19 protein-coding genes are annotated in these 20085 nt (G+C 63.9%); 10 read left to right on the top strand and 9 right to left on the bottom strand.

Annotation, left to right across the window (positions count from 1 at the left end; translation table 11 throughout):
- Nucleotides 1–102: 102 nt before the first annotated feature.
- The 6 genes from IEI94_RS00395 to IEI94_RS00370 all read left to right on the top strand — a co-directional run bounded on the left by IEI94_RS00395 (nt 103) and on the right by IEI94_RS00370 (nt 5337).
- Nucleotides 103–870: a DUF1338 domain-containing protein gene (locus IEI94_RS00395; RefSeq protein ID WP_191164483.1), complete on the top strand. Its 768-nt coding sequence runs from the start codon at nt 103–105 to the stop codon at nt 868–870.
- A 267-nt stretch (nt 871–1137) separates the two neighbouring features.
- The gene (locus IEI94_RS00390; protein ID WP_191164481.1) at nt 1138–2010 is read left to right on the top strand and encodes an acyltransferase; all 873 of its coding nucleotides are present in this window, start codon (nt 1138–1140) and stop codon (nt 2008–2010) included.
- The gene (locus IEI94_RS00385) at nt 1956–2906 is read left to right on the top strand and encodes a LysM peptidoglycan-binding domain-containing protein (RefSeq protein ID WP_191164479.1); all 951 of its coding nucleotides are present in this window, start codon (nt 1956–1958) and stop codon (nt 2904–2906) included. Before IEI94_RS00390 ends, IEI94_RS00385 begins: the two co-directional genes overlap by 55 nt.
- A gap of 92 nt (nt 2907–2998) precedes the next feature.
- Entirely contained in the window at nt 2999–4156 is a 1158-nt protein-coding gene (locus tag IEI94_RS00380; RefSeq protein WP_191164478.1) for a glycosyltransferase family 4 protein, read from the top strand.
- Nucleotides 4125–4676, top strand: a complete 552-nt coding sequence (locus IEI94_RS00375; protein ID WP_191164477.1) for a phosphatase PAP2 family protein — start codon at nt 4125–4127, stop codon at nt 4674–4676. The genes IEI94_RS00380 and IEI94_RS00375 overlap by 32 nt, the downstream gene beginning before the upstream one ends.
- A gap of 31 nt (nt 4677–4707) precedes the next feature.
- On the top strand, nt 4708–5337 hold the full coding sequence (locus tag IEI94_RS00370) for an alpha-ketoglutarate-dependent dioxygenase AlkB family protein (RefSeq protein WP_191164475.1): 630 nt from the start codon (nt 4708–4710) through the stop codon (nt 5335–5337).
- Nucleotides 5338–5431: 94 nt separating this feature from the next.
- On the opposite strand, the gene gcvT is transcribed toward IEI94_RS00370, so the two are convergent.
- Both gcvT and IEI94_RS00360 read right to left on the bottom strand, forming a co-directional pair.
- Nucleotides 5432–6544: a glycine cleavage system aminomethyltransferase GcvT gene (gcvT, locus tag IEI94_RS00365; protein WP_191164473.1), complete on the bottom strand. Its 1113-nt coding sequence runs from the start codon at nt 6542–6544 to the stop codon at nt 5432–5434.
- Nucleotides 6545–6614: 70 nt separating this feature from the next.
- Complete coding sequence (locus tag IEI94_RS00360; RefSeq protein WP_191164471.1) at nt 6615–8000, bottom strand: alanine/glycine:cation symporter family protein; 1386 nt, start codon at nt 7998–8000, stop codon at nt 6615–6617.
- A gap of 597 nt (nt 8001–8597) precedes the next feature.
- Here IEI94_RS00360 and gcvH point away from each other — a divergent pair.
- Both gcvH and gcvP read left to right on the top strand, forming a co-directional pair.
- Nucleotides 8598–8990, top strand: a complete 393-nt coding sequence (gene gcvH, locus IEI94_RS00355; protein WP_191164469.1) for a glycine cleavage system protein GcvH — start codon at nt 8598–8600, stop codon at nt 8988–8990.
- An 86-nt stretch (nt 8991–9076) separates the two neighbouring features.
- Nucleotides 9077–11971: an aminomethyl-transferring glycine dehydrogenase gene (gcvP, locus tag IEI94_RS00350; RefSeq protein WP_191164467.1), complete on the top strand. Its 2895-nt coding sequence runs from the start codon at nt 9077–9079 to the stop codon at nt 11969–11971.
- A gap of 78 nt (nt 11972–12049) precedes the next feature.
- On the opposite strand, the gene IEI94_RS00345 is transcribed toward gcvP, so the two are convergent.
- Nucleotides 12050–12964, bottom strand: coding sequence for a LysR family transcriptional regulator (locus tag IEI94_RS00345; protein WP_191164465.1), 915 nt, complete (start codon nt 12962–12964; stop codon nt 12050–12052).
- Nucleotides 12965–13149: 185 nt separating this feature from the next.
- Between IEI94_RS00345 and ppnN the strand changes: the two genes are divergently transcribed.
- Complete coding sequence (ppnN, locus tag IEI94_RS00340; protein ID WP_224749843.1) at nt 13150–14514, top strand: nucleotide 5'-monophosphate nucleosidase PpnN; 1365 nt, start codon at nt 13150–13152, stop codon at nt 14512–14514.
- An 83-nt stretch (nt 14515–14597) separates the two neighbouring features.
- Here the strand turns inward: ppnN and IEI94_RS00335 are convergent, their stop codons facing one another.
- Both IEI94_RS00335 and IEI94_RS00330 read right to left on the bottom strand, forming a co-directional pair.
- On the bottom strand, nt 14598–14972 hold the full coding sequence (locus IEI94_RS00335) for a hypothetical protein (protein ID WP_191164463.1): 375 nt from the start codon (nt 14970–14972) through the stop codon (nt 14598–14600).
- The gene (locus IEI94_RS00330; protein WP_191164461.1) at nt 14972–15436 is read right to left on the bottom strand and encodes a flavodoxin; all 465 of its coding nucleotides are present in this window, start codon (nt 15434–15436) and stop codon (nt 14972–14974) included. The genes IEI94_RS00335 and IEI94_RS00330 overlap by 1 nt, the downstream gene beginning before the upstream one ends.
- An 80-nt stretch (nt 15437–15516) precedes the next feature.
- On the opposite strand from IEI94_RS00330, the gene IEI94_RS00325 reads away from it, so the two are divergent.
- Nucleotides 15517–15726: a DUF2788 domain-containing protein gene (locus IEI94_RS00325; RefSeq protein ID WP_191164459.1), complete on the top strand. Its 210-nt coding sequence runs from the start codon at nt 15517–15519 to the stop codon at nt 15724–15726.
- Between the two features lie 54 nt (nt 15727–15780).
- Here the strand turns inward: IEI94_RS00325 and ihfA are convergent, their stop codons facing one another.
- The 4 genes from ihfA to rplT all read right to left on the bottom strand — a co-directional run bounded on the left by ihfA (nt 15781) and on the right by rplT (nt 20072).
- Nucleotides 15781–16086 carry an integration host factor subunit alpha gene (gene ihfA / locus IEI94_RS00320; RefSeq protein ID WP_191164457.1) on the bottom strand — a complete coding sequence of 102 codons (306 nt, stop codon included), beginning with the start codon at nt 16084–16086 and terminating at the stop codon, nt 15781–15783.
- Between the two features lie 47 nt (nt 16087–16133).
- Nucleotides 16134–18515, bottom strand: coding sequence for a phenylalanine--tRNA ligase subunit beta (gene pheT, locus IEI94_RS00315; RefSeq protein WP_191164455.1), 2382 nt, complete (start codon nt 18513–18515; stop codon nt 16134–16136).
- A gap of 37 nt (nt 18516–18552) precedes the next feature.
- Nucleotides 18553–19572, bottom strand: a complete 1020-nt coding sequence (gene pheS, locus IEI94_RS00310) for a phenylalanine--tRNA ligase subunit alpha (RefSeq protein ID WP_191164453.1) — start codon at nt 19570–19572, stop codon at nt 18553–18555.
- 146 nt (nt 19573–19718) lie between these two features.
- Complete coding sequence (gene rplT, locus IEI94_RS00305; RefSeq protein WP_191164451.1) at nt 19719–20072, bottom strand: 50S ribosomal protein L20; 354 nt, start codon at nt 20070–20072, stop codon at nt 19719–19721.
- Nucleotides 20073–20085: the final 13 nt, after the last annotated feature.

Below are 20085 nucleotides of genomic sequence, written 5' to 3'. Positions count from 1 at the left end.
GGCACGTCCGGGCGTTAGCGTCTTTGCCGCGTTGAATGCCTCCCCGCCCACCTGCCTATACTCAGCTGCAAAGCATGCTCGAGGCGGGAGGCCAAGGACACCATGCAGCGCCAGGAATTTCTTCAACAACTGTGGCTGGACTACATCCATCTCCACCCCGAGCTTGGCGCTCTACGGGTGTGGCCGATCGATGCGCCCCCCGAGTATCTGGCACTACTCACGCTCAATCACGGACGCTATGCGGCCAGTTCACTACTGCCCACCCTGCAGCACTTTGGCTATCGTCCGATGGAACGCTACGCCATGGCCGATCGCGGCTTGCTGGCCACCCTGCTCGCCGCCCCAGACGATGGCGCCTGGCTGGTGCTCGGCGAACTGCAGCTCAACACTCTGCCGCGTAGCGCATCGGACTCACTGAAAGCGCTGGTGGCAACCGCCCACCCCGACGACAGCCGAGGCCAGAATCTGCTGTGCCGAGGCCGCCCCTGGCCGATGCCCGACTGGCAGACATTTCAACAGCTGGAAACGGCACACCCCCTGGCGGCTTGGCTGGCGGTGATGGGCCCACGCATGCACCATGCAGGCTTCGACAGTGAACGTCTGGGGCATGAACTCGGTGAACTCGACCAGGCGCTGCGCCAGACAGGCCTGATCGGCAGCAGCGATCGGCATCACGGGGTATTCCCGATTTCACCACTGCTCAACTATCGGTTCTATCCGACCTGCTCCCGACGCCTGGCCTTCGCCGCAGGGGATGAGCATCGCATCGCTCTTGGTGGACTGGCGCTGGTCCAGAAATGCTTGCCGAGCCATCACGAGCGCGCCGCCGAGCTGCTGCTGCCCCAGCATACCCGCTGCGAGATCGCCTGATCGCTGCCACCAGGTTATGCACATTTCCTGTGGATAACGCTGTGCAAAGTCCTTGCACAATCGCCGACGAGTGCGACGACGCTGACACTTTTCTTAGAATGGTCAGTTTTTCGACATCAAAGCGTCATACCTTTTCACTAGCGGACTCGCCTTGGGTCCATCAGGCCGCCGACGCCAAGGCCTGTACCATCCGCCACCGGTGCTGGGCATCTCGTTGATCTTGAAGTAGGATTGGCGTTTTACCACTGTTCAGGATGGAGGCCGTACATGTCGACCCTCAAGGGACTCGTCAGTGCCCTCCTGCTGATCGTGACCACGCTATTCTGGGGCATCCCGTTATTCGTGCTGATCCTGCTCAAGCTGATCGCACCTGGCCGTCAGGCCAAGCTGCGGGTGCTTTCAGGTCTCAACGGCGTGGCACTCAACTGGATCGGCGCCAACCTGTGGTGGATGCGGCGCTGGCTGAAGCCTCAACTGGATATACGCAGTCCCGATGACCTGTCACCGCAGCGCTGGTGGCTGGTGCTCTCCAATCACCGCAGCTGGACCGATATCTTTGTACTGCAGTTCGCCCTGCACCGGCGCATCCCCATGCCGCGCTTCTTCCTCAAGCAGCAGTTGATCTGGATTCCGATCGTCGGCCAGGCGTGGTGGGCGCTGGAGTTTCCGTTCATGCGCCGCTACAGCCGTGCAAAGCTGGCGCGCAACCCGGGCCTCGCCGAGCGTGACCGCCGAGCTACTCAGCGCATGTGCGAGCGGGCCCGCCAGATGCCCCTGGCCATTTACAACTTCGTTGAAGGAACACGCTTCACAGTGGCCAAGCGCGACGCGCAAGATAGCCCCTACCGCCACCTGCTGCGCCCCAAGGCTGGCGGCATCGCTCAAGTTGCCAGCCTCCTGGGTGACGATCTCAGCGGCATTCTCGATGCGACCCTGAGCTATGCCAAGCCCAACCCGACCTTCTGGGGATTTCTCTGCGGTCGCGAGGGACTGATTCACTGCCATATCCGGCGCCTCGAGGTACCCAACTGGATGCCCGGTGGCGACTATCACCAGGATCCGGACTACAAGGAACGCTTCCATTCATGGATCAACGCGCTGTGGCAGGACAAGGACCACACTCTCGACATCTCGTCCTGATGCTGCTGCTGGCATGGTTGCTGGCCGGTTGCGCCAGCACCTCGTCGTCGCCCCAGAGGCACGACAGCATCAATGGTCAATGGATCACCGTGCAGCGGGGCGATACCCTGGGCGCCATCGCGGCGCGCGCCGAGGTGCCGCTAGAGCGCCTGACCCGTTTTAATCCCGGCGTCGATGCCCGGCGCCTGGCGGTCGGCCAGCGATTGCTGGTCCCGACGCAGCGGGAGCGAGCGCCCTCTGGCGGCCCCTACCGCTATCAAGTTCGGCCCGGCGATACCTATTCGGGCATTGCGCGACGTTTCGGCACCAACCCTGCCCGGGTCCAGTCCGCCAACAGCAGCATACCCGCCAACCGCCTGCAGGTCGGCCAACTTATCCAGGTGCCGCTTAGCGGCGGCACCTCCAGCACCAGTTCGGGTAACGGTGGCACCGCCAGCTCGGGGAGCAGCGGCACAGCTGCAAGCAGTGCCAGCACTAGCCAGCCGCCAGCCCAGCGGCCTGACCCAGGCAACCTGCCCAGCAGCGCCCGCAACTGGCCGTGGCCACTGGACGACTACCGCATAGTGCGCCGCTTTGGCCCCGACGACCGCGGCACCCTCCAGCCAATGCTGCTCGCCACTCAGAATGGCAGCGAGGCCAAGGCGGTGGCCGACGGCCAGGTGCGTTTTGCCGGCAGCATGCGCCAGCTCGGTCGGGTGGTCATCGTCCATCATGACGGCAACCTGCAGAGCGTTTATGCGCTGTGTGGAGAGCTCAAGGTTGCCGATGGCCAGTCGGTGAGCCAGGGGACACCTGTGTGCCAGGTCGACTACAGCAACAGCACCGAGCGCCACGACCTGCTGTTCGACCTGCGCCATGGTGGCAAACCCGTCGACCCGACCAAGGTACTGCGTTAAGCATCGATCTTCATCGATCTGTCATGGCCGTGTCGACGCTCTGTCATGCTGATCCCTGACCCTAGAGGGAGTTCACCACGCGGGAGCTCCTCATGCGGTTATGCCTGGTCAGCGAAACCTGGGCGCCAGACATCAACGGTGTCGCCCACACCCTTGGCCAACTGGCCGACGAGCTGCAGCGACGCGGTATCACGCTACAGCTGGTCAGGCCACGCCCTGCCAGCATGTGTCGAGACACACGCATGGCCGATGAGCTGCAGGTGCGAGGTTTTCATCTGCCACGCTATCCAGACGTGCAGTTTGGCTGGCCGTGTGCAGGGCAGCTCCATGCCGCCTGGCACCACCAGCGTCCCGATGTCATCTACCTGGCGACCGAAGGACCACTGGGCTGGTCGGCCCTGCGCACGGCCGAGCGCCTTGGCATCCCCACTGTCAGCGGTTTCCACACCAATTTCGATCACTATGCCAGCGACTATGGACTAGGCTGGCTGCGCGGCAGCGTAGCCCGCCTGCTGCGGCGCTTCCACAACCGTACCGGCGCCACCCTGGTACCCACCCAGCGCCAGGCTGATCTGCTTGGTCGCCAGGGTATCGAGCGCATCGTCGTCATGGGGCGCGGCATCGATGCTCAGCACTTCACGCCCGACAAGCGAGATCGCCTCTTGCGGCAGCGTTGGGGGGTCGGCGACCACCAACCGGTGGCGCTGCACGTCGGCCGGCTGGCGAGCGAGAAGAACCTCGGGCTGCTGGTGGAGAGCTTCCAGGCCATGCATCTAGCCCAGCCCGACCTGGTCAGCGTGGTGGTCGGCGACGGCCCCCAGCGCCAGTCTCTGCAACAGCGGCTGCCGACAACCCACTTCACCGGGTTCATCGATAGCGATCAGCTTGCACGTCACTACGCCAGTGCCGACCTGTTCATCTTTCCGTCGCGCTCGGAGACCTACGGCAACGTGGTGCTCGAGGCGATGGCAAGCGGACTGGCCGTCGTGGCGTTCGACTATGCCGCCGCCGCGGAGTGGATTGTTCCCGACCAGCACGGTCGTATAGTGCCGCTCGATAGCCCCCACAGCTTTGTCGACCAGGCCGCGCAGCTGGCGCGTGCACCGGCAAGTTACAGCCAGCTGGGCCGCGCGGCGCGGTCACGGGTCGCCGATTGCCACTGGTCGCAGATCGCCGACCGTTTCCTGCAAGTCCTGACAACGGCTATGGAGCACGCTGATGACCGCACCACGCACCCTGCCCGTCTTTGACCGCCTCGACCTGCTGGAATCGCAGCTATGTCGGCGACTCGCTCAGCATGGAAGCCGTCGTAGCACCCTGCGCCTGCTACGCCTGGCCAGCCGACTAGGCGACTGGCCGGCATGGGTGCTGCTGGTGGCCTCGCTGCCGTTGATGCACGGCGCCACGGGATGGCTGCTGATGTGGCACCACCTAGTGCTGTCGCTACTGGCGATTGGCGTCTATCGGCTGGTCAAGACACGGCTATGCCGAGAGCGCCCTTCGATCACTTTCTGCACCATTCACTGCGCTCAGCCAGCCCGTGACCGCTACAGCTTTCCCAGCGGGCACACCCTGCACGCGGTCATGTTCAGCCTGCTGACCGCCGCCACTACTCCAGCACTGCTGCCACTGGTGCTGCCCCTCGCGGTGTTGATTGCTGCATCGCGGGTCGGGCTGGGACTGCACTACATCAGCGATGTGATAGGCGGTGCCCTGCTCGGTGCCGCGTTTGGCCTGCTCGGCTGGTGGTGGCTACCGGTGATGGGGTGACAGGGGCACGAAGGGCTGGCATGCTCGGCCCATGCATGACTCCCCTGGCTGGCAAACGTTGCTCGAGTCGCCGCCACTGTGGCGTCAGGACGCACTGCTTGGCGCTGGTGACGCGAATCGACTGCTCGAATGCCTCGACCGCGAACTCGACTGGCAGCAGCCCACCTTGACGCTATTCGGCCGAGAGCACCCGATTCCCCGCCGCCAGGTGTGGATGGGCGACCCGGATGCGCGTTATCGCTACTCCGGGCGTGATTTCACACCCCAGGAGTGGCATCCCGAGGTCGCGCATCTCGCCGAGCGGATCAACCGCGCCATGTCAGCGCAGGCTGTCATACCGCCCTTCAACAGCGCACTGCTCAATCGCTATGCCAGCGGAGAGGAGCGCATGGGTTGGCACAGCGACGATGAGCCGGAGCTGGGCACAGACCCGCTGATCGCCGCGCTCAGCCTGGGCAGCGCGCGACCACTGCGCTTTCGCTGGAAGGATCGTCGTGCCCCGGCCTTCAACGTCGACCTGCCCCATGGCAGCCTGCTGGTGATGGGCCGCGGCGTGCAGCGCCAGCTGCAGCACGCGCTGCTACCGCGACGCCGACATGGCCTCAGAATCAGCCTGACCTTTCGCCATATCGTCACCACAGACGGGCCTCAGCAACGCTGAAAAACAAAGCCGCTCGCAACAGCGAGCGGCCAGGTCGACATTGCAAACAGCACAATGAAGATAACGGTATAAATGCAGGGCCATCGCGACGCGATCAGCCGCGATGGTAGCCCGGCGTGACAAACGGCATCTTGCTCACCGTCATCGGCAAGCGCTTACCGCGCACCTCGGCATATACCTGGGTGCCGACCTCGGCCTGATCGATGGCCACATAGCCCATCGCCACCGGTTGCCCCACGCTGGGACCGAAGCCACCCGAGGTCACTACTCCGATCTTGATGTCATCGGCGCTGAACAGCTCAGCGCCCTCGCGTACCGGCGCCCGCCCCTCGCCGAGCAGCCCCACCCGCTTGCGAGTGTGGTCCTTGGCCTCGACCTGGTGCAGGATGATGTCGGCACCGGGAAAGCCCGCCGCGCGCTCGCCAGCGCGGCGCCGTGGCTTGCCGATCGCCCAGATCAAACCCGCCTCCACCGGTGTCGTGGTGGTATCGATATCGTGCCCGTAGAGGCACAGGCCAGCCTCCAGACGCAGGGAGTCGCGGGCGCCCAGGCCAATCGCCTCGACCTCGGGTTCGGCCAGCAGCAGCCGCGCCAGCGCGTCGCCGTGTTCTGCCGGCACCGAGATTTCGAAACCGTCTTCACCGGTGTAGCCGCTGCGGCTGATCCACACCGGTATACCCGCGATCTCGAAACGGCCGTGCTGCATGAACACCATCTCACAGGCTGTCGGACACAGCCGCTGCATGACCGTCGCCGCCTCGGGCCCCTGCAGCGCCAGCAAGCCACGCTCCACCACCTCGACCTGGTAGTCGCTGCCAAGCCCGGTGCGCAGATGGCTGATGTCCTGCTCCTTGCAGGCCGCGTTGACCACCAGGTAGAGGTGGTCGCCGGCATTGACCACCATCAGATCATCGAGGATGCCGCCCTCTTCCGAGGTGAACAGTGCATAGCGCTGCATTCCGTCGGGCAAACCGACAATATCCGCCGACACCAGTGTTTCCAGCGCTTCGGCCGGCGCCGGGCCGTGAATCAGCACCTGCCCCATGTGTGACACGTCGAACAGGCCACACGCCTGGCGGGTATGCTCATGCTCCTTCTTGACCCCCAGTGGAAACTGCACCGGCATCTCGAAACCGGCGAAAGGCACCATCTTGCCTCCCAGTTCTCGATGGAGGTCGTGAAGCGGCGTCTTGTTGAGTTGCGTCATGGTATCGGTCCATTGGCGGGTGAATCGTGGAATGGCCACGAGGCCAACACAGCGCCCCGTGGCCGATCGGTCATTTCGGCAGATCTTCGCCCGGCAGCACCTCCTTGCCGTCGAAGTAGTCACGGGTCAGCTTGAACACCATCGGCGACAGCAGCGCCAGCGCAATCAGGTTGGGGATAGCCATCATGGCATTGAAGGTATCGGCCATCAGCCAGATGAAGCCCAGCTGCGCCATGGCGCCGAGCGGAATGGCCAGCACGAAGAGGGTGCGGTAGAGCATGATCGAACGCGTTCCGAACAGGAATTGGAAGCACTTCTCACCGTAGAATGACCAACCGAGGATGGTGGTGAACGCGAAGACCGCCAGCGCGATGGAGACGATCTGATTCCCGATGCCCGGCAGCGCCGCCTCGAACGACAGTGCCGTCAACGATGCCCCTTCCTCGCCGTCGATCCACACTGTAGAGGTCAGGATCACCAGCGCGGTGATCGTGCAGACGATGATGGTGTCGATAAAGGTACCGAGCATGGCGATCAGGCCCTGGCGCACCGGATTCTTGGTCCTGGCGGCGGCGTGGGCGATCGGCGCACTGCCCAGGCCGGCCTCGTTGGAGAAGATACCGCGGGCCACCCCGAAGCGGATCGCCGCCATCACGGCCGCCCCGGCGAAGCCGCCCATCGCCGCATGCGGGTTGAAGGCGTAGTAGAAGATCATGCTGAAGGCGCTGCCGATCTCGCTGGCGTTGACGATCAGCACCACGATGCCGGCAGAGATGTAGGCAATGGCCATGATCGGTACCAGCTTGCCGGCCACTTTGGCGATGCGCTTGATGCCACCGAGGATCACCGCCCCCGCCAGCACCATGATCACCACCCCGGTGATCCAGTGCGGCAGGCCGAAGGTCGAGTCGAGGGCGTCAGCCACCGAGTTGGACTGCACGGTGTTGCCGATCCCGAACGCCGCCACCGCGCCGAAGAAGGCAAAGGCGCCGCCCAGCCACATCCACTTCTTGCCCAGGCCGTTCTTGATATAGAACATCGGCCCGCCGACATGGTTGCCGGTACTGTCGGTCTCACGATAGCGCACTGCCAGCAACGCCTCAGCGAACTTGGTGGCCATGCCGACCAGTGCGGTGATCCACATCCAGAACACGGCACCGGGTCCCCCCAGGGCAATCGCCGTCGCCACACCGGCGATATTGCCGGTCCCGATGGTCGCCGACAGCGACGTCATCAAGGCATTGAAGGGCGAGATTTCACCGTGCTTGTCGGACGCGTCGGCCCCGGGCTTGTCGCGACCCTGCCACAGCAGACTGAAACCCAAGCCGAGCTTGCGAATCGGCATCAACTTGAGCCCCAGCTGGAGGTAGAGCCCCACCCCCAGCAGCAGTATCAGCATCAACGGCCCCCACACCACGCCGTTGATGGCGGTAAAGAGACTGGTCAAGGTTTCCATGGTTGTTCCTTTCAATCCTGGTTCATTATTGTTGTGCCCGACGCCGCCGACCCGAGCGCAGGACACCTGACCTCAACCGCCTGTGGCACAAGGCCATAGCGACGGTCGAATGGGCGTACAATAGCGAATAAACCCGCCCAGGCTCTACTGCTGCAGACCATCGAGTTATCGATATGCGACGTCAAGGAGAATTCCTCGGCCATTACCCTTGATTGACCATTCAGCCCAACAACAAGAGAAACTATTTTCCTATTGGAAACACAGGCTAGCTTACTGCGCCTCATTCCCCATCGCAACCGCTCCAGGAGCGCGCCAGTGGGCTGCCGAGCGATACCCGGGAGTGACGTCAGCACAGTGGTTTGCCTGTCCTTCAGCGTAGTAGAGCTTAGGTGGAGTACGTAACCTCGGCGAACACAGACAGTTTGATACGACGCATGGCCATATGCGCGAGGCTGGACGAGAGGCATCTCAGCGGCCAACCTATGTAGGCGGTCAGCCTTTCGCCAGGGGCAGAGCATGTGCTGGAGACTCGCCATCGCATGCAAATGGCGGTACGATTCCCTGATTCAGAAAACCTTTTCGTATAGGAAAACCACTATGAGCGCTATTCCGTCCAACCTGCGTTACACCAAGAGTCATGAGTGGGTGCTCGACAACGGTGACGGCACCGTCACCCTGGGCATTACCGACCACGCCCAACAGGCACTCGGTGACGTGGTCTTCGTCGAACTGCCAGAGGTCGGCCAGGAACTGGCCAGCGGCGAAGAGTTCGGGGTCATCGAATCGGTCAAGGCGGCGTCCGATCTCTATGCCCCGCTGGGTGGCGAAGTGGTCGCCGTCAACGAGGCCCTCGAGGACGCCCCCGAGACCGTCAATGAATCGCCCTACGAGGACGGCTGGATCGCCAAACTCAAGCTCAGCGACAGCGATGCGCTGGCCGCCCTGCTCGATGCCGACGGCTATGGCGAGGTCGTCGACGCCGAAGACTGATAGTCCGCCGGGTCCGCTGCGACCCGGCCTTCGCCCCTATCCTTACTCCCCGGGACTGACCGCCCGACTACCCTGACAGGTGTTTCATGGCTAACGAGACTCGACGCCTGGCCGACCTGGCCGGACACGATGCCTTCATTCATCGTCATAACGGGCCCAGCGCCGACGATGTCGTTCAGATGCTCGCCACCCTAGGTGTCGACAGCGTGGCCACGCTAATCGAGCAGACCGTGCCCGCCGGTATTCGGCTGGGACGCGAACTCTCCCTCGAGGGTCCGCGCACCGAAGCCGAGGCCCTCGACTATCTCAAGCGCCTGGCACGCCAGAACAAGGTCTTCAAGACCTACATCGGCCAGGGGTATCACAACACTCATGTCCCGGCGGTCATCCAGCGCAATGTACTGGAGAACCCCGGCTGGTATACCGCTTATACCCCCTATCAGCCGGAGATCGCCCAGGGGCGCCTCGAGGGCCTGCTCAACTTTCAGCAGATGGTCATGGACCTCACCGGCATGGAACTGGCCAATGCCTCGTTGCTGGACGAAGCCACGGCAGCAGCCGAGGCCATGGCGCTATGCCAGCGCGCCAACAAGAAGGCCAAGAGCAAGGCCTTCTTCGTTGCCGACGATGTCCTGCCGCAGACCCTCGACGTGGTGCGCACCCGCGCCCACTACTTCGGCTTCGAGCTGGTCGTGGCACCGGCCGGCGAACTGGCGCAGCATGACGTCTTTGGCGCGCTGCTGCAGTATCCCGGTCAGAGCGGCGAAGTTCGCGATATCAGCGGGCTGCTCGAAGAGGCCCGCGGACGCGGCGTCATGACCTGCGTGGCTGCCGATATCATGAGCCTTGTGCTGCTCAAGGAGCCCGGAGCACTCGGTGCTGACATCGTGGTCGGCAATACTCAGCGCTTCGGCGTACCCATGGGCTTCGGCGGCCCCCACGCGGCCTTCTTCGCCACCACCGACAAGCTCAAGCGCTCGATTCCGGGACGCATCATCGGCGTCTCCAAGGACGCCCGCGGCCAGCAGGCCCTGCGCATGGCGATGCAGACCCGCGAACAGCATATTCGCCGCGAGAAGGCGACCTCCAATATCTGTACCGCCCAGGCGCTGCTGGCCAATATCGCCGGGTTCTATGCCGTTTACCATGGCGCCGAAGGGTTACGCACCATCGCCATGCGCATTCACCGCCTGACCACGATCCTTGCCGAAGGCCTGCATCAAAAGGGCATCTCGCTGGCCCACGACAGCTGGTTCGATACCCTGCGCCTGACCGGCGTCGATGCCGGCAAGATCCACGGCCGCGCCATGACCCACGAGATCAATCTGCGCTATTTCGAGGGTGGTGATATCGGCGTCAGCCTCGACGAAACCACCACCGCCCATGACCTCGACGTGCTGTTTGACGTGCTGATCGGCGAGGAGCATGGACTGTCGGTCAGCGCCCTGGACGAGGCCATCGTCAGCGCCGGCAGCAGCGGCATTCCCGCCGCCTGCCAACGTGACTCCGACTTCCTCCAGCACCCCACTTTCCAACGCTACCGCAGCGAAACCGAGATGCTGCGCTACCTCAAGCGCTTGGAGAACAAGGACCTGTCGCTGACCCACGCGATGATCCCCCTCGGCTCATGCACCATGAAGCTCAATGCCACCAGCGAGATGATTCCCATCACCTGGCCGGAGTTCGGCCAGATCCATCCGTTCGCCCCCCACGAACAGGTGGTTGGCTACAAGCAGATGATCGACGAGCTGGCGGCCTTCCTGGTCGAGATCACCGGCTATGACCATATCTCGATGCAGCCCAATTCCGGCGCCCAGGGTGAGTATGCCGGCCTGGTGGCGATCCGCCGCTACCAGGCAGCGGAGGGCCAGGGTCACCGCGACATCTGCCTGATTCCCAGCTCCGCACACGGCACCAACCCCGCCTCCGCCGCCATGGCGCAGATGAAGGTCGTAGTGGTCGAATGCGACAGCGACGGCAATATCGACCTCGCCGACCTGCGCAACAAGGCGGAGCAGCATCGCGACGCCCTGTCGGCGATCATGCTCACCTACCCCTCGACCCACGGCGTATTCGAAGAGGGCGTCCAGGAGGCTTGCCAGATCGTTCACGACAACGGCGGCCAGGTCTACGTCGACGGTGCCAACATGAACGCCCAGGTCGGCCTGACTCGGCCCGGGGATTTTGGCGCCGATGTCTCGCACCTCAACCTGCACAAGACATTCTGCATTCCCCACGGCGGCGGCGGCCCGGGGATGGGCCCGATCGGTGTCAAGGCGCACCTGGCGCCGTTCGTCTCCAATCACGTGGTCACGCCGATCAGCGGCGTCAAGGCCGAGTGCGGCGCGGTATCCGCGGCGGCGTTCGGTAGTGCCTCGATCCTGCCGATCTCATGGGCCTACATCAAGATGATGGGCGCACGAGGCCTGCGTGAGGCCACCGAGCTGGCGATCCTCAACGCCAACTATGTAGCCCAGCGACTCGACGGCCACTATCCGGTCCTGTATCGCGGCATCAACGGCACGGTGGCACACGAATGCATCATCGACATTCGCCCGCTCAAGGCCAGCTCCGGGATCACCGAAGAGGATATCGCCAAGCGCCTGATGGACTATGGCTTTCACGCGCCGACCATGTCATTTCCGGTACCCGGCACATTGATGGTCGAGCCCACCGAGTCGGAGTCGCGCTACGAGATCGATCGCTTCTGCGATGCCATGATTGCCATTCGCGAAGAGATCGGCCGGGTCGAGCGTGGCGACTGGCCAGCAGATGACAATCCGCTGGTGCATGCCCCCCACACCATGGCCGACCTGATCGATGCCGACTGGTCGCGGCCCTACTCCCGCGAGCTGGGCGCCTTCCCCTCGCCGGCGGTCAAGGCCGCCAAGGTGTGGCCGGCGGTCAATCGTGTCGACAACGTCCACGGCGACCGCCAACTGATCTGCTCCTGCCCAAGCATCGACGAGTACCGCGACTAGACGCCCTCGCGGCAGCGCTCAACGCATGCGCCCCGGCCAGTTGGCCGGGGCGCATGCGTCATGGCGTGCCAATCGAGATCAGCCGAAACTCGGCTCCTCGGCGTAGCCATACAGCGACTGGCGCCGCTGCTCGCGAAAATCCTCCAGCAGCCGCGCATAGCGCCGCGGCATCTCGGAGCCGCTGGAGGTGACCACATAGAGCGTTTCGTGAACCGGCTGAGCCAGCGTCAACTCCTTGACCTGGCGCTGCCAGGGCGAAGTCTCGAGCACCAGCCGCGGCACCACCGTGAAGCCCAGCCCCCGCGCCACAGCGTCGAGCACCATCGACACCTCGTTGGTGAAGCCCTGCTCCGGAAAACGCTTCATACTGCGAAATTCGCCGGGGAAGTTGGCCTTGAGCAGCTGGGCGGCGTGCTGAACGCCATCGGAGTAATTGATGAAGCCGAGCCCGGTCAGATCGTTGAGGGTGATGCCGATGAAGTCCGCCGGCACCACCAGACACAGCGGCTCCTGATGCCAGGGCTCGACAAGCATATCGGTGTGCTTGACCAGATCGGTGACGATTCCCAGGTCATAGCGACCCGCCAGCACGCCCTGCACGATCGCGTCATTGAAGGCAAAGCTGTAGCTGACGGTGAGACCGGGGTGCATCTGCTGGTAGCCAAGCAGGAAAGGGTACAGCATCAATCCGACGCTGCCCGGCGAGGCCAGCCGGCACTCGCCGGAATCCAGCGAGTCGTTGTCCAGCGAATGACGAAAGTGCTCATGTTCGGCAAACAGCTTGATCGCGTACTCGTATGCACGGCGACCGCTGTCGGTCAGCGTGAAGCGGCGGCCGTGACGGCTGAGCAACGACTTGTCGAGGTACTGCTCGAGCTTGCGGATATGCTGGCTGACCCCGGGCTGGGTCATGTCCAGGCGCCGCGCCGTCTGCGTGAAGCTACCGGTCTCCACCAGCATGATAAAGGTGCGAAAATATTGGGCGTTGAACATGGGGCGGCGCAGCACTCACTGGCAGAGGGAGAATTGAAACGGCCACTGACCGTCAATATTATCAGATTGCGTTGATCACCGCAGCGCTGCGGCTCGTGCGCAGCCCGTGGTAGCATTTCACGACGACCCGCCGAGGCCGTCTGCCTGCAGCGGGGCTGCCTGACAGCAAGACAAGGATTGCCGCTATGCCCGAGACCATTTCCACCATCATCTCGCCGGAAGGCAGCCTCGAGGTGCTCTCCCAGCACGAGGTCAACCGCCTGCGTGACACCTCCCGCGCCGGCCTGCACGACCTGCTGCGCTGCTGCGCACTGGCGGTGCTCAACTGCGGCAATGTCACCGACGATGGCCGGGCCGTGATGGAGACCTATCACGACTTCGATATCGAGGTGCTACAGCAGGATCGCGGCATTCGCCTCAAACTGACCAATGCTCCCATCGACGCCTTCGTCGACGGCAGGATGATCCGCGGTATCCGCGAGCTGCTCTCTTCGGTGCTGCGCGATATCGTCTATGTCTACAACGAAATTCAAACCCAGCAGCGCTTTGATCTCTCCACCGGCGAGGGCACTACCAACGCCGTCTTCCACATCCTGCGCAAGGCCGGCGCCCTCAAGCCAGGGCGCGATCCCGGGCTGGTGGTGTGCTGGGGCGGCCACTCGATCTCCCGCGAGGAGTACGAGTACACCAAGGACGTCGGCTATCACCTCGGCCTGCGCGACATGGACATCTGCACCGGCTGCGGGCCGGGGGCCATGAAAGGCCCCATGAAGGGTGCCAACGTGGCGCATGCCAAGCAGCGCCGCACTCAGGGTCGCTATCTGGGCATCTCCGAGCCGGGCATCATCGCCGCAGAATCGCCCAACCCGATCGTCAACGAGCTGGTGATCATGCCGGATATCGAGAAGCGCCTCGAGGCCTTCGTGCGGGTCGGCCACGGCATTATCGTGTTCCCCGGCGGGGTCGGCACCGCCGAGGAGATTCTCTACCTGCTCGGCATCCTGCTGCATCCGGAAAACCGCGGCATGCCCTACCCGGTGATCTTCACCGGCCCGGCTAGCGCCGCCGATTATTTCAAGCGCATCGATGAATTCCTCGCCTATACCCTTGGCGAGGAGGCCCGCGAGCGCTATCAGATCATCATCGACGACCCGACAGGGGTCGCCCGCGCCATGCGCGACGGGATCAATGACGTGGCCGACTTCCGACGCAACCAGCAGGATGCCTTCTACTACAACTGGCGCCTGAATATCGCCCGCGACTTCCAGGCCCCGTTCGAGCCCAACCATGAGGCCATGGCGAGCCTGGCCCTGCACCAGCAGCAGCCGGTCCACGAGCTGGCCGCCAACCTGCGCCGCGCCTTCTCCGGCATCGTCGCCGGCAACGTCAAGGAGCCCGGTATCAGGGCCATCGAGGCCCACGGCCCCTTCACCCTCCACGCCGAGCCCGAGCTGATGCGCCAGCTCGACGCCCTGCTGACGTCCTTCGTGGCCCAGGGCCGCATGAAACTTCCCGGCACCGCCTACGTCCCCTGCTACCAGCTCGCCTGATCTGCCCGCCCCAAACCGACGACGCCCCCGGCACAGCCGGGGGCGTCGCATGGCGCTGGGCGAATCAGGCATGGCAGCCGGACTTAGCGGAGCTCGGAGCGCTCCTGGCGCCACCACAGACTGAGCACATGCATCAGCAGTCCTGCCGTAGTGCCATGGGAGAGCAGTACTTGCCAGCCGGTCAGGGTAGATGCCAGGGCGTACCAGGCGGCCATCACGGCCAAGCCCGCCAGCAGACAGAAGCCTAGCCGCCGCAGCAGGCCGGGCACTCGCTGCCGCGCCGCCGCATCCAGCAACCGCCAGTGCAGCAGCACCACCACTGTCACGACCGCGGAGGCCATCAGCATCAGCGACAGGCGTGTTTCGTGGCCACCGTCAAGGTAGCGCGGCAAGGTTGCCAGCATCACCACCAGCAGCCCCAGCAGGGCCGTCAGACGCTCTGCACTCGGTCCGCCCATCACGCCACCTGCAGGCTGTGTTCGGCGATCCACGCCTCGGCCCAGGGAAGCGCGGCATCGTCTGCCATGAAGGTCTCCATGGCGTCGACCTCAAGCCGTTCGCCAACACGCTGGGCACCGAGGTCGGCAAGCAGCGCATCCAGCGCGCGTCCAGCGCCGCAGAAGGTGTCCCCGTAGGAGCTATCACCCAGCGCAATCAGACCATAGCGCAGTTCACCAAGCGACGGGCTCTGGTCGATCAGGGCCCGGGTGAAGGGCACAAGGTTACCGGGATAGTCGCCGCTACCGGTGGTAGAGACACAGAACAGCGCCAGCGTGGGCGGTTCGGCAACCAGGTCATCGAGGGTCGGCTGCTCGAAAATATCGACGCGATAGCCGGCCTCCTCGAACAGCGGTTTGACCTGCTCGGCGACATCCAGCGCCCCGCCATACATGGTGCCGACAAAGATCTTCAATGTAGCCATGAGAGCTCTTTGCTTGAGAAATTTGGTCGGATATTACCACAGGCGTATAATGGCATGCCATTCAATGACATGGAGCGAGCATGCAGGAGATCTTCGAGGCCTGGGTGACACCTGTAATGATCGGCGGGCTGATCCTGTTCATGAGTTTCATCATCTGGGATCTGGCGCGCAAGTCTCAGGCCGGCAAGTTCGGCACCATCATGCTGTTCATCGTGCTGGGTGCCGGCATGCTCGGCTATGTGATCAAGGTGGTGATTACCTACCTGATGGAAAGCGGCGCCGGGGGCTAAGCCATGACGCAGTTCGGCGCCCACCGGGGGCGCCGTTGACTGCTGATCGCCGGGTTAAAGTACCGTCGCGCCGTCGAAATCCTCGACCCGACTCTTGAGTTTCTGGCCGGGACGGAAAGTGACCACCCGCCGCGCGGAGATCGGAATCTCTTCGCCGGTCTTGGGGTTGCGCCCCGGTCGCTCACGCTTGTCGCGTAGATCAAAGTTGCCGAACCCCGACAGCTTGACCTGCTCGTTTTCGCGCAGACAGCCACGAATCTCCTCGAAGAACGCCTCCACCATGCTCTTGGCCTCGCGTTTCGAGAGCCCCAATTCCACGTGCAGGTGTTCGGCGAGTTCCGCCTTGGTCAACGCGCCCATATCATTCCCTCGCTGGATAGCGGCACCGTCCCTGGCGCTAGACACGCTCAGCCTCTCAGCTCTGCGCCATGACGCGCTTGGGACTCGGTGACGATTGCATCGACTAACTGATTGATTTCATCGTCATTCAGCGTGCGCGAAGGATGCTGCCAGGTCAAGCCCAAGGCGAGACTCTTGCGCCCTTCCGGCACCCCCTGACCATGATAGACATCGAACAGCTTGAGTTCAGTGAGCCACTCCCCGGCCTGCTCGCGCAGGCAATCGAGCAGCGCCTGGAGCGGTAGATCCTCGTCAACCAGCAGTGCCAGGTCGCGACGCACCTCCGGATAGCGCGACAGCGGCACGAAGGCCGGCAGCACACCGCTACTCAGCGCCTCCTGGCGCACTTCGAACAGCAGTGCATCGACCTTGAGGCCCAGCCTGCCGCGCACCGCGGGATGCAGCGTACCTATCCAGCCCACCGCATCGCCGCGATAGAGAACGCGGGCCGTCTGGCCGGGATGCAGGGCACTGTGCTCGGCCGGCTCGAAACGCCAGGCATCGGCTTCACCGCCCAGTGCAATCAAGCTCTCAAGGTCGCCCTTGAGGTCATAGAAATCGACCTTGTCGCGGCCGCCTGCCCAACCCTCCGGCTCACGGGAACCACATATCAGCGCCCCCACCATGGGGATCTGCTCGAGCTCATCCAGCTCGCCGCGGAACACCAGCCCGGTCTCGAACAGCCGCACCCGGCCCTGCTGACGATTGAGGTTGTGCTGGAGCGCCTTGATCAGCCCCGGGAACAGGCTGTAGCGCATCACCGCCATATCGCTGGAGATCGGATTGGCCAGGCGCGGCGAACGCGCCTCGGGGTGCAGCGTCTGCTGCAGCTCTGGAGCCACGAAGCTATAGCTGATGGCCTCCTGATAGCCGCGAGCGACCAGTTGGCGACGCAGCCTGGCCAACGGCTGGCGAACCTCATGGTCGGCACGCAGGCCGAGTCGCGCTGCCGGGCGACGCACCGGCAATCGATTGTAGCCATGGATCCGCGCCAGCTCCTCGATCAGATCCTCTTCAATCTCGATATCGAAGCGCCAGCTTGGTACTTTCGCGAGCCATCCGTCGACCTGCACCTCGACGCACATGCCCAGGCGCTCGAGGATTTCCACTACCTCGGCGCTTTCGAGCCGCTTGCTCAGCGCCTGCTCGAGCCGTTCGGCACGTAGCGCAACGTGGCGCTCGGCGGGCAGGTGCGCGACGCTTGCAACCTCCACCACTGGCCCCGCCTCGCCACCGACGATCTCCAGCAGCAGCTGAGTGGCGCGTTCTGCGGCCTTGACCGCCAGCTGCGGATCGACGCCGCGCTCGAAGCGGTGTGAGGCGTCGGTATGCAGACCGTAGGAGCGCGCCTGACCGGCCACCGCCAGCTGGCTGAAGAACGCTGATTCGAGAAAGATATCGCGGGTCTCGGCGCTGACCCCGGAGTGCTCGCCCCCCATCACCCCCGCCATCGCCAGGGCTCCTTTGGCGTCGGCGATCACCAGGGTGTCGTCGCGCAGGTCGATTTCCTGGCCATCGAGCAGCACCAGCTTTTCGCCGGGCCGCGCCAGGCGCACCTCGATGCGCGAGTCGAGATTGGCCAGATCGAAGGCGTGCAGCGGCTGACCAAGCTCGAGCATCACGTAGTTGGTGATATCGACCACCGGATCGATGCTGCGCACGCCGCTGCGACGCAGCCGCTCGACCATCCATAGCGGCGTCTCGGCGGTCACGTCGACCCCGGTGATTACCCGGCCCAGATAGCGCGGGCAGCGCTCGGGGTCGGCCACCTCAATGGCAAAACGCTGCTCATGGGTCGGCGCCACCGGCGCAAGCTCGGGCCCTTCGAGCGGCAGGCGATTGAGCACGCCGACTTCCCGCGCCATGCCCTGCACGCTCAGGCAGTCGCCGCGGTTGGGCGTCAGATCGACTTCGATGGTGCTATCGTCCAGCCCTAGCCATAGCCGCAGATCATCGCCCACCGGTGCACTATCGGGCAGCACCAGAATCCCTGCCGACGCCTCCTCCTCGAGTCCCAGCTCGGAGGCGGAACAGATCATGCCGCTGGATTCGACGCCGCGCAGCTTGGCACGCTTGATAGTGAAGTCCCCTGGCAGCACGGCCCCGACCCGGGCAAAAGGCACCTTCTGTCCTGGCGCCACATTAGGGGCGCCGCATACCACTTGCACCGGCTCGCCGCTACCGTCGTCTACCTGGCATAGGCTGAGCTTGTCGGCATCCGGATGCTGAGATTTGGCCACCACTTCGGCGATGACCACGTCGCTGAACTCGCCGGCCACGCGTTCAATGGCATCGACCTCGAGGCCGGCCATGGTGATCTGGTCGGCCAGCGCCTGGGTCGCCAGCTGCGGCGACACCCAGTCACGCAGCCACTGTTCGGAAAATTTCATGGAAAGTCCTGTCTCCTCAAAGCGAGCGTCGAGCGGGTCAACCGAACTGGCGCAGGAAGCGCAGGTCGTTGTCGAAGAACAAGCGCAGGTCGTTGACACCATAGCGCAGCATGGCCAGGCGTTCGGCACCCATGCCAAAGGCGAAACCGGTGTAGCGCTCGCTGTCGATACCCGAGTGCTGGAATACCGCCGGATGCACCATGCCGCAACCCATCACCTCGAGCCAACCGCTGTGGGAGCAGACTCGGCACCCCTCACCGCCGCACATCACGCACTGAATATCGACCTCGGCGGAGGGCTCGGTAAACGGGAAGTAGGACGGCCGGAAGCGTACCGACAGATCGTCGCGCTCGAAAAAGGCGTGCAGGAAGTCTTCGATGGTGCCCTTGAGGTCGGCAAAGCTGATGCCCTCATCGACCAGCAGGCCTTCGACCTGATGAAACATCGGCGTATGGGTCAGGTCGGAGTCGCTGCGATAGACCCGCCCCGGGCAGACCACACGAATCGGCGGCTGCTCGGCCTTCATGGTGCGCACCTGCACCGGCGAAGTGTGAGTACGCAGCAGGCGGCTGGCATCGAAGTAGAAGGTGTCTGCCATGCCCCGTGCTGGGTGGTGAGCGGGAATATTCAGCGCTTCGAAGTTGTGATAATCGTCTTCGATCTCGGGCCCTACCGCCACGTCGAAACCGATCCGCGTGAACAGTCCTTCGATGCGCTCCAGGGTGCGCGTCACGGGATGCAGCCCGCCGCTCTCCTGGCCACGCCCCGGCAGGGTCACATCGAGACGCTCAGCCGCCAGACGCGCGTTCAAGGCAGCCTGCTGCAATGCCAGGCGGCGCGCTTCAAGCTCGCTGCCAAGCAGCTGCTTGGCCTCATTGATTCGCTCGCCGGCGGCGGGCCGCTCGTCTGCCGGCAGCTTGCCCAAACCCTTGAGCAGTGCGGTGACGTCACCCTTCTTGCCAAGATAGCGAACCCGCACGTCATCCAGTGCCGCAATGTCATCGGCGGCGGCGATGGCCTGGCGAGCCTCGGCGACCAGTGTGGGAAGATGGTCCATCCGTAAAGCTCCGAATCTCGTCGGCCACGACAGGCGGCCGACACGGGGTCACAAAAAAACAGGGGAAGAGCGGCGGCTCTTCCCCTGCGACGTTACGACATGCGCGGTGGCGAGGCGTATACGCTTCGCCACCGGTGCAGCGTCACTTACTGAGCAGCCTTGGCCTTCTCGACGATGGCAGCAAAGGCAGCTTTCTCGTGCACGGCGAGATCGGCCAGGACCTTGCGGTCGATCTCGATCTCGGCCTTCTTGAGGCCGTCGATAAAGCGGCTGTAGGACATGCCATTGATGCGGGCCGCGGCGTTGATACGCGCAATCCACAGGGCACGGAACTGACGCTTCCGTTGACGGCGGTCGCGATAGGCATACTGGCCCGCCTTGATCACGGCCTGCTTGGCAACGCGGAACACCCGCGAACGAGCACCGTAGTAACCCTTGGCCTGCTTCAGTACTTTCTTGTGACGGCGACGAGCGACGACGCCACGCTTGACACGAGTCATAGCATTCTCCTGA

The sequence above is a fragment of the Halomonas sp. ML-15 genome (assembly GCF_014779595.1).
GTDB lineage: Bacteria > Pseudomonadota > Gammaproteobacteria > Pseudomonadales > Halomonadaceae > Franzmannia.
The sequence above is the reverse complement of the archived record's forward strand: the minus strand, read 5'-3'. Positions and strand labels throughout refer to the sequence as shown.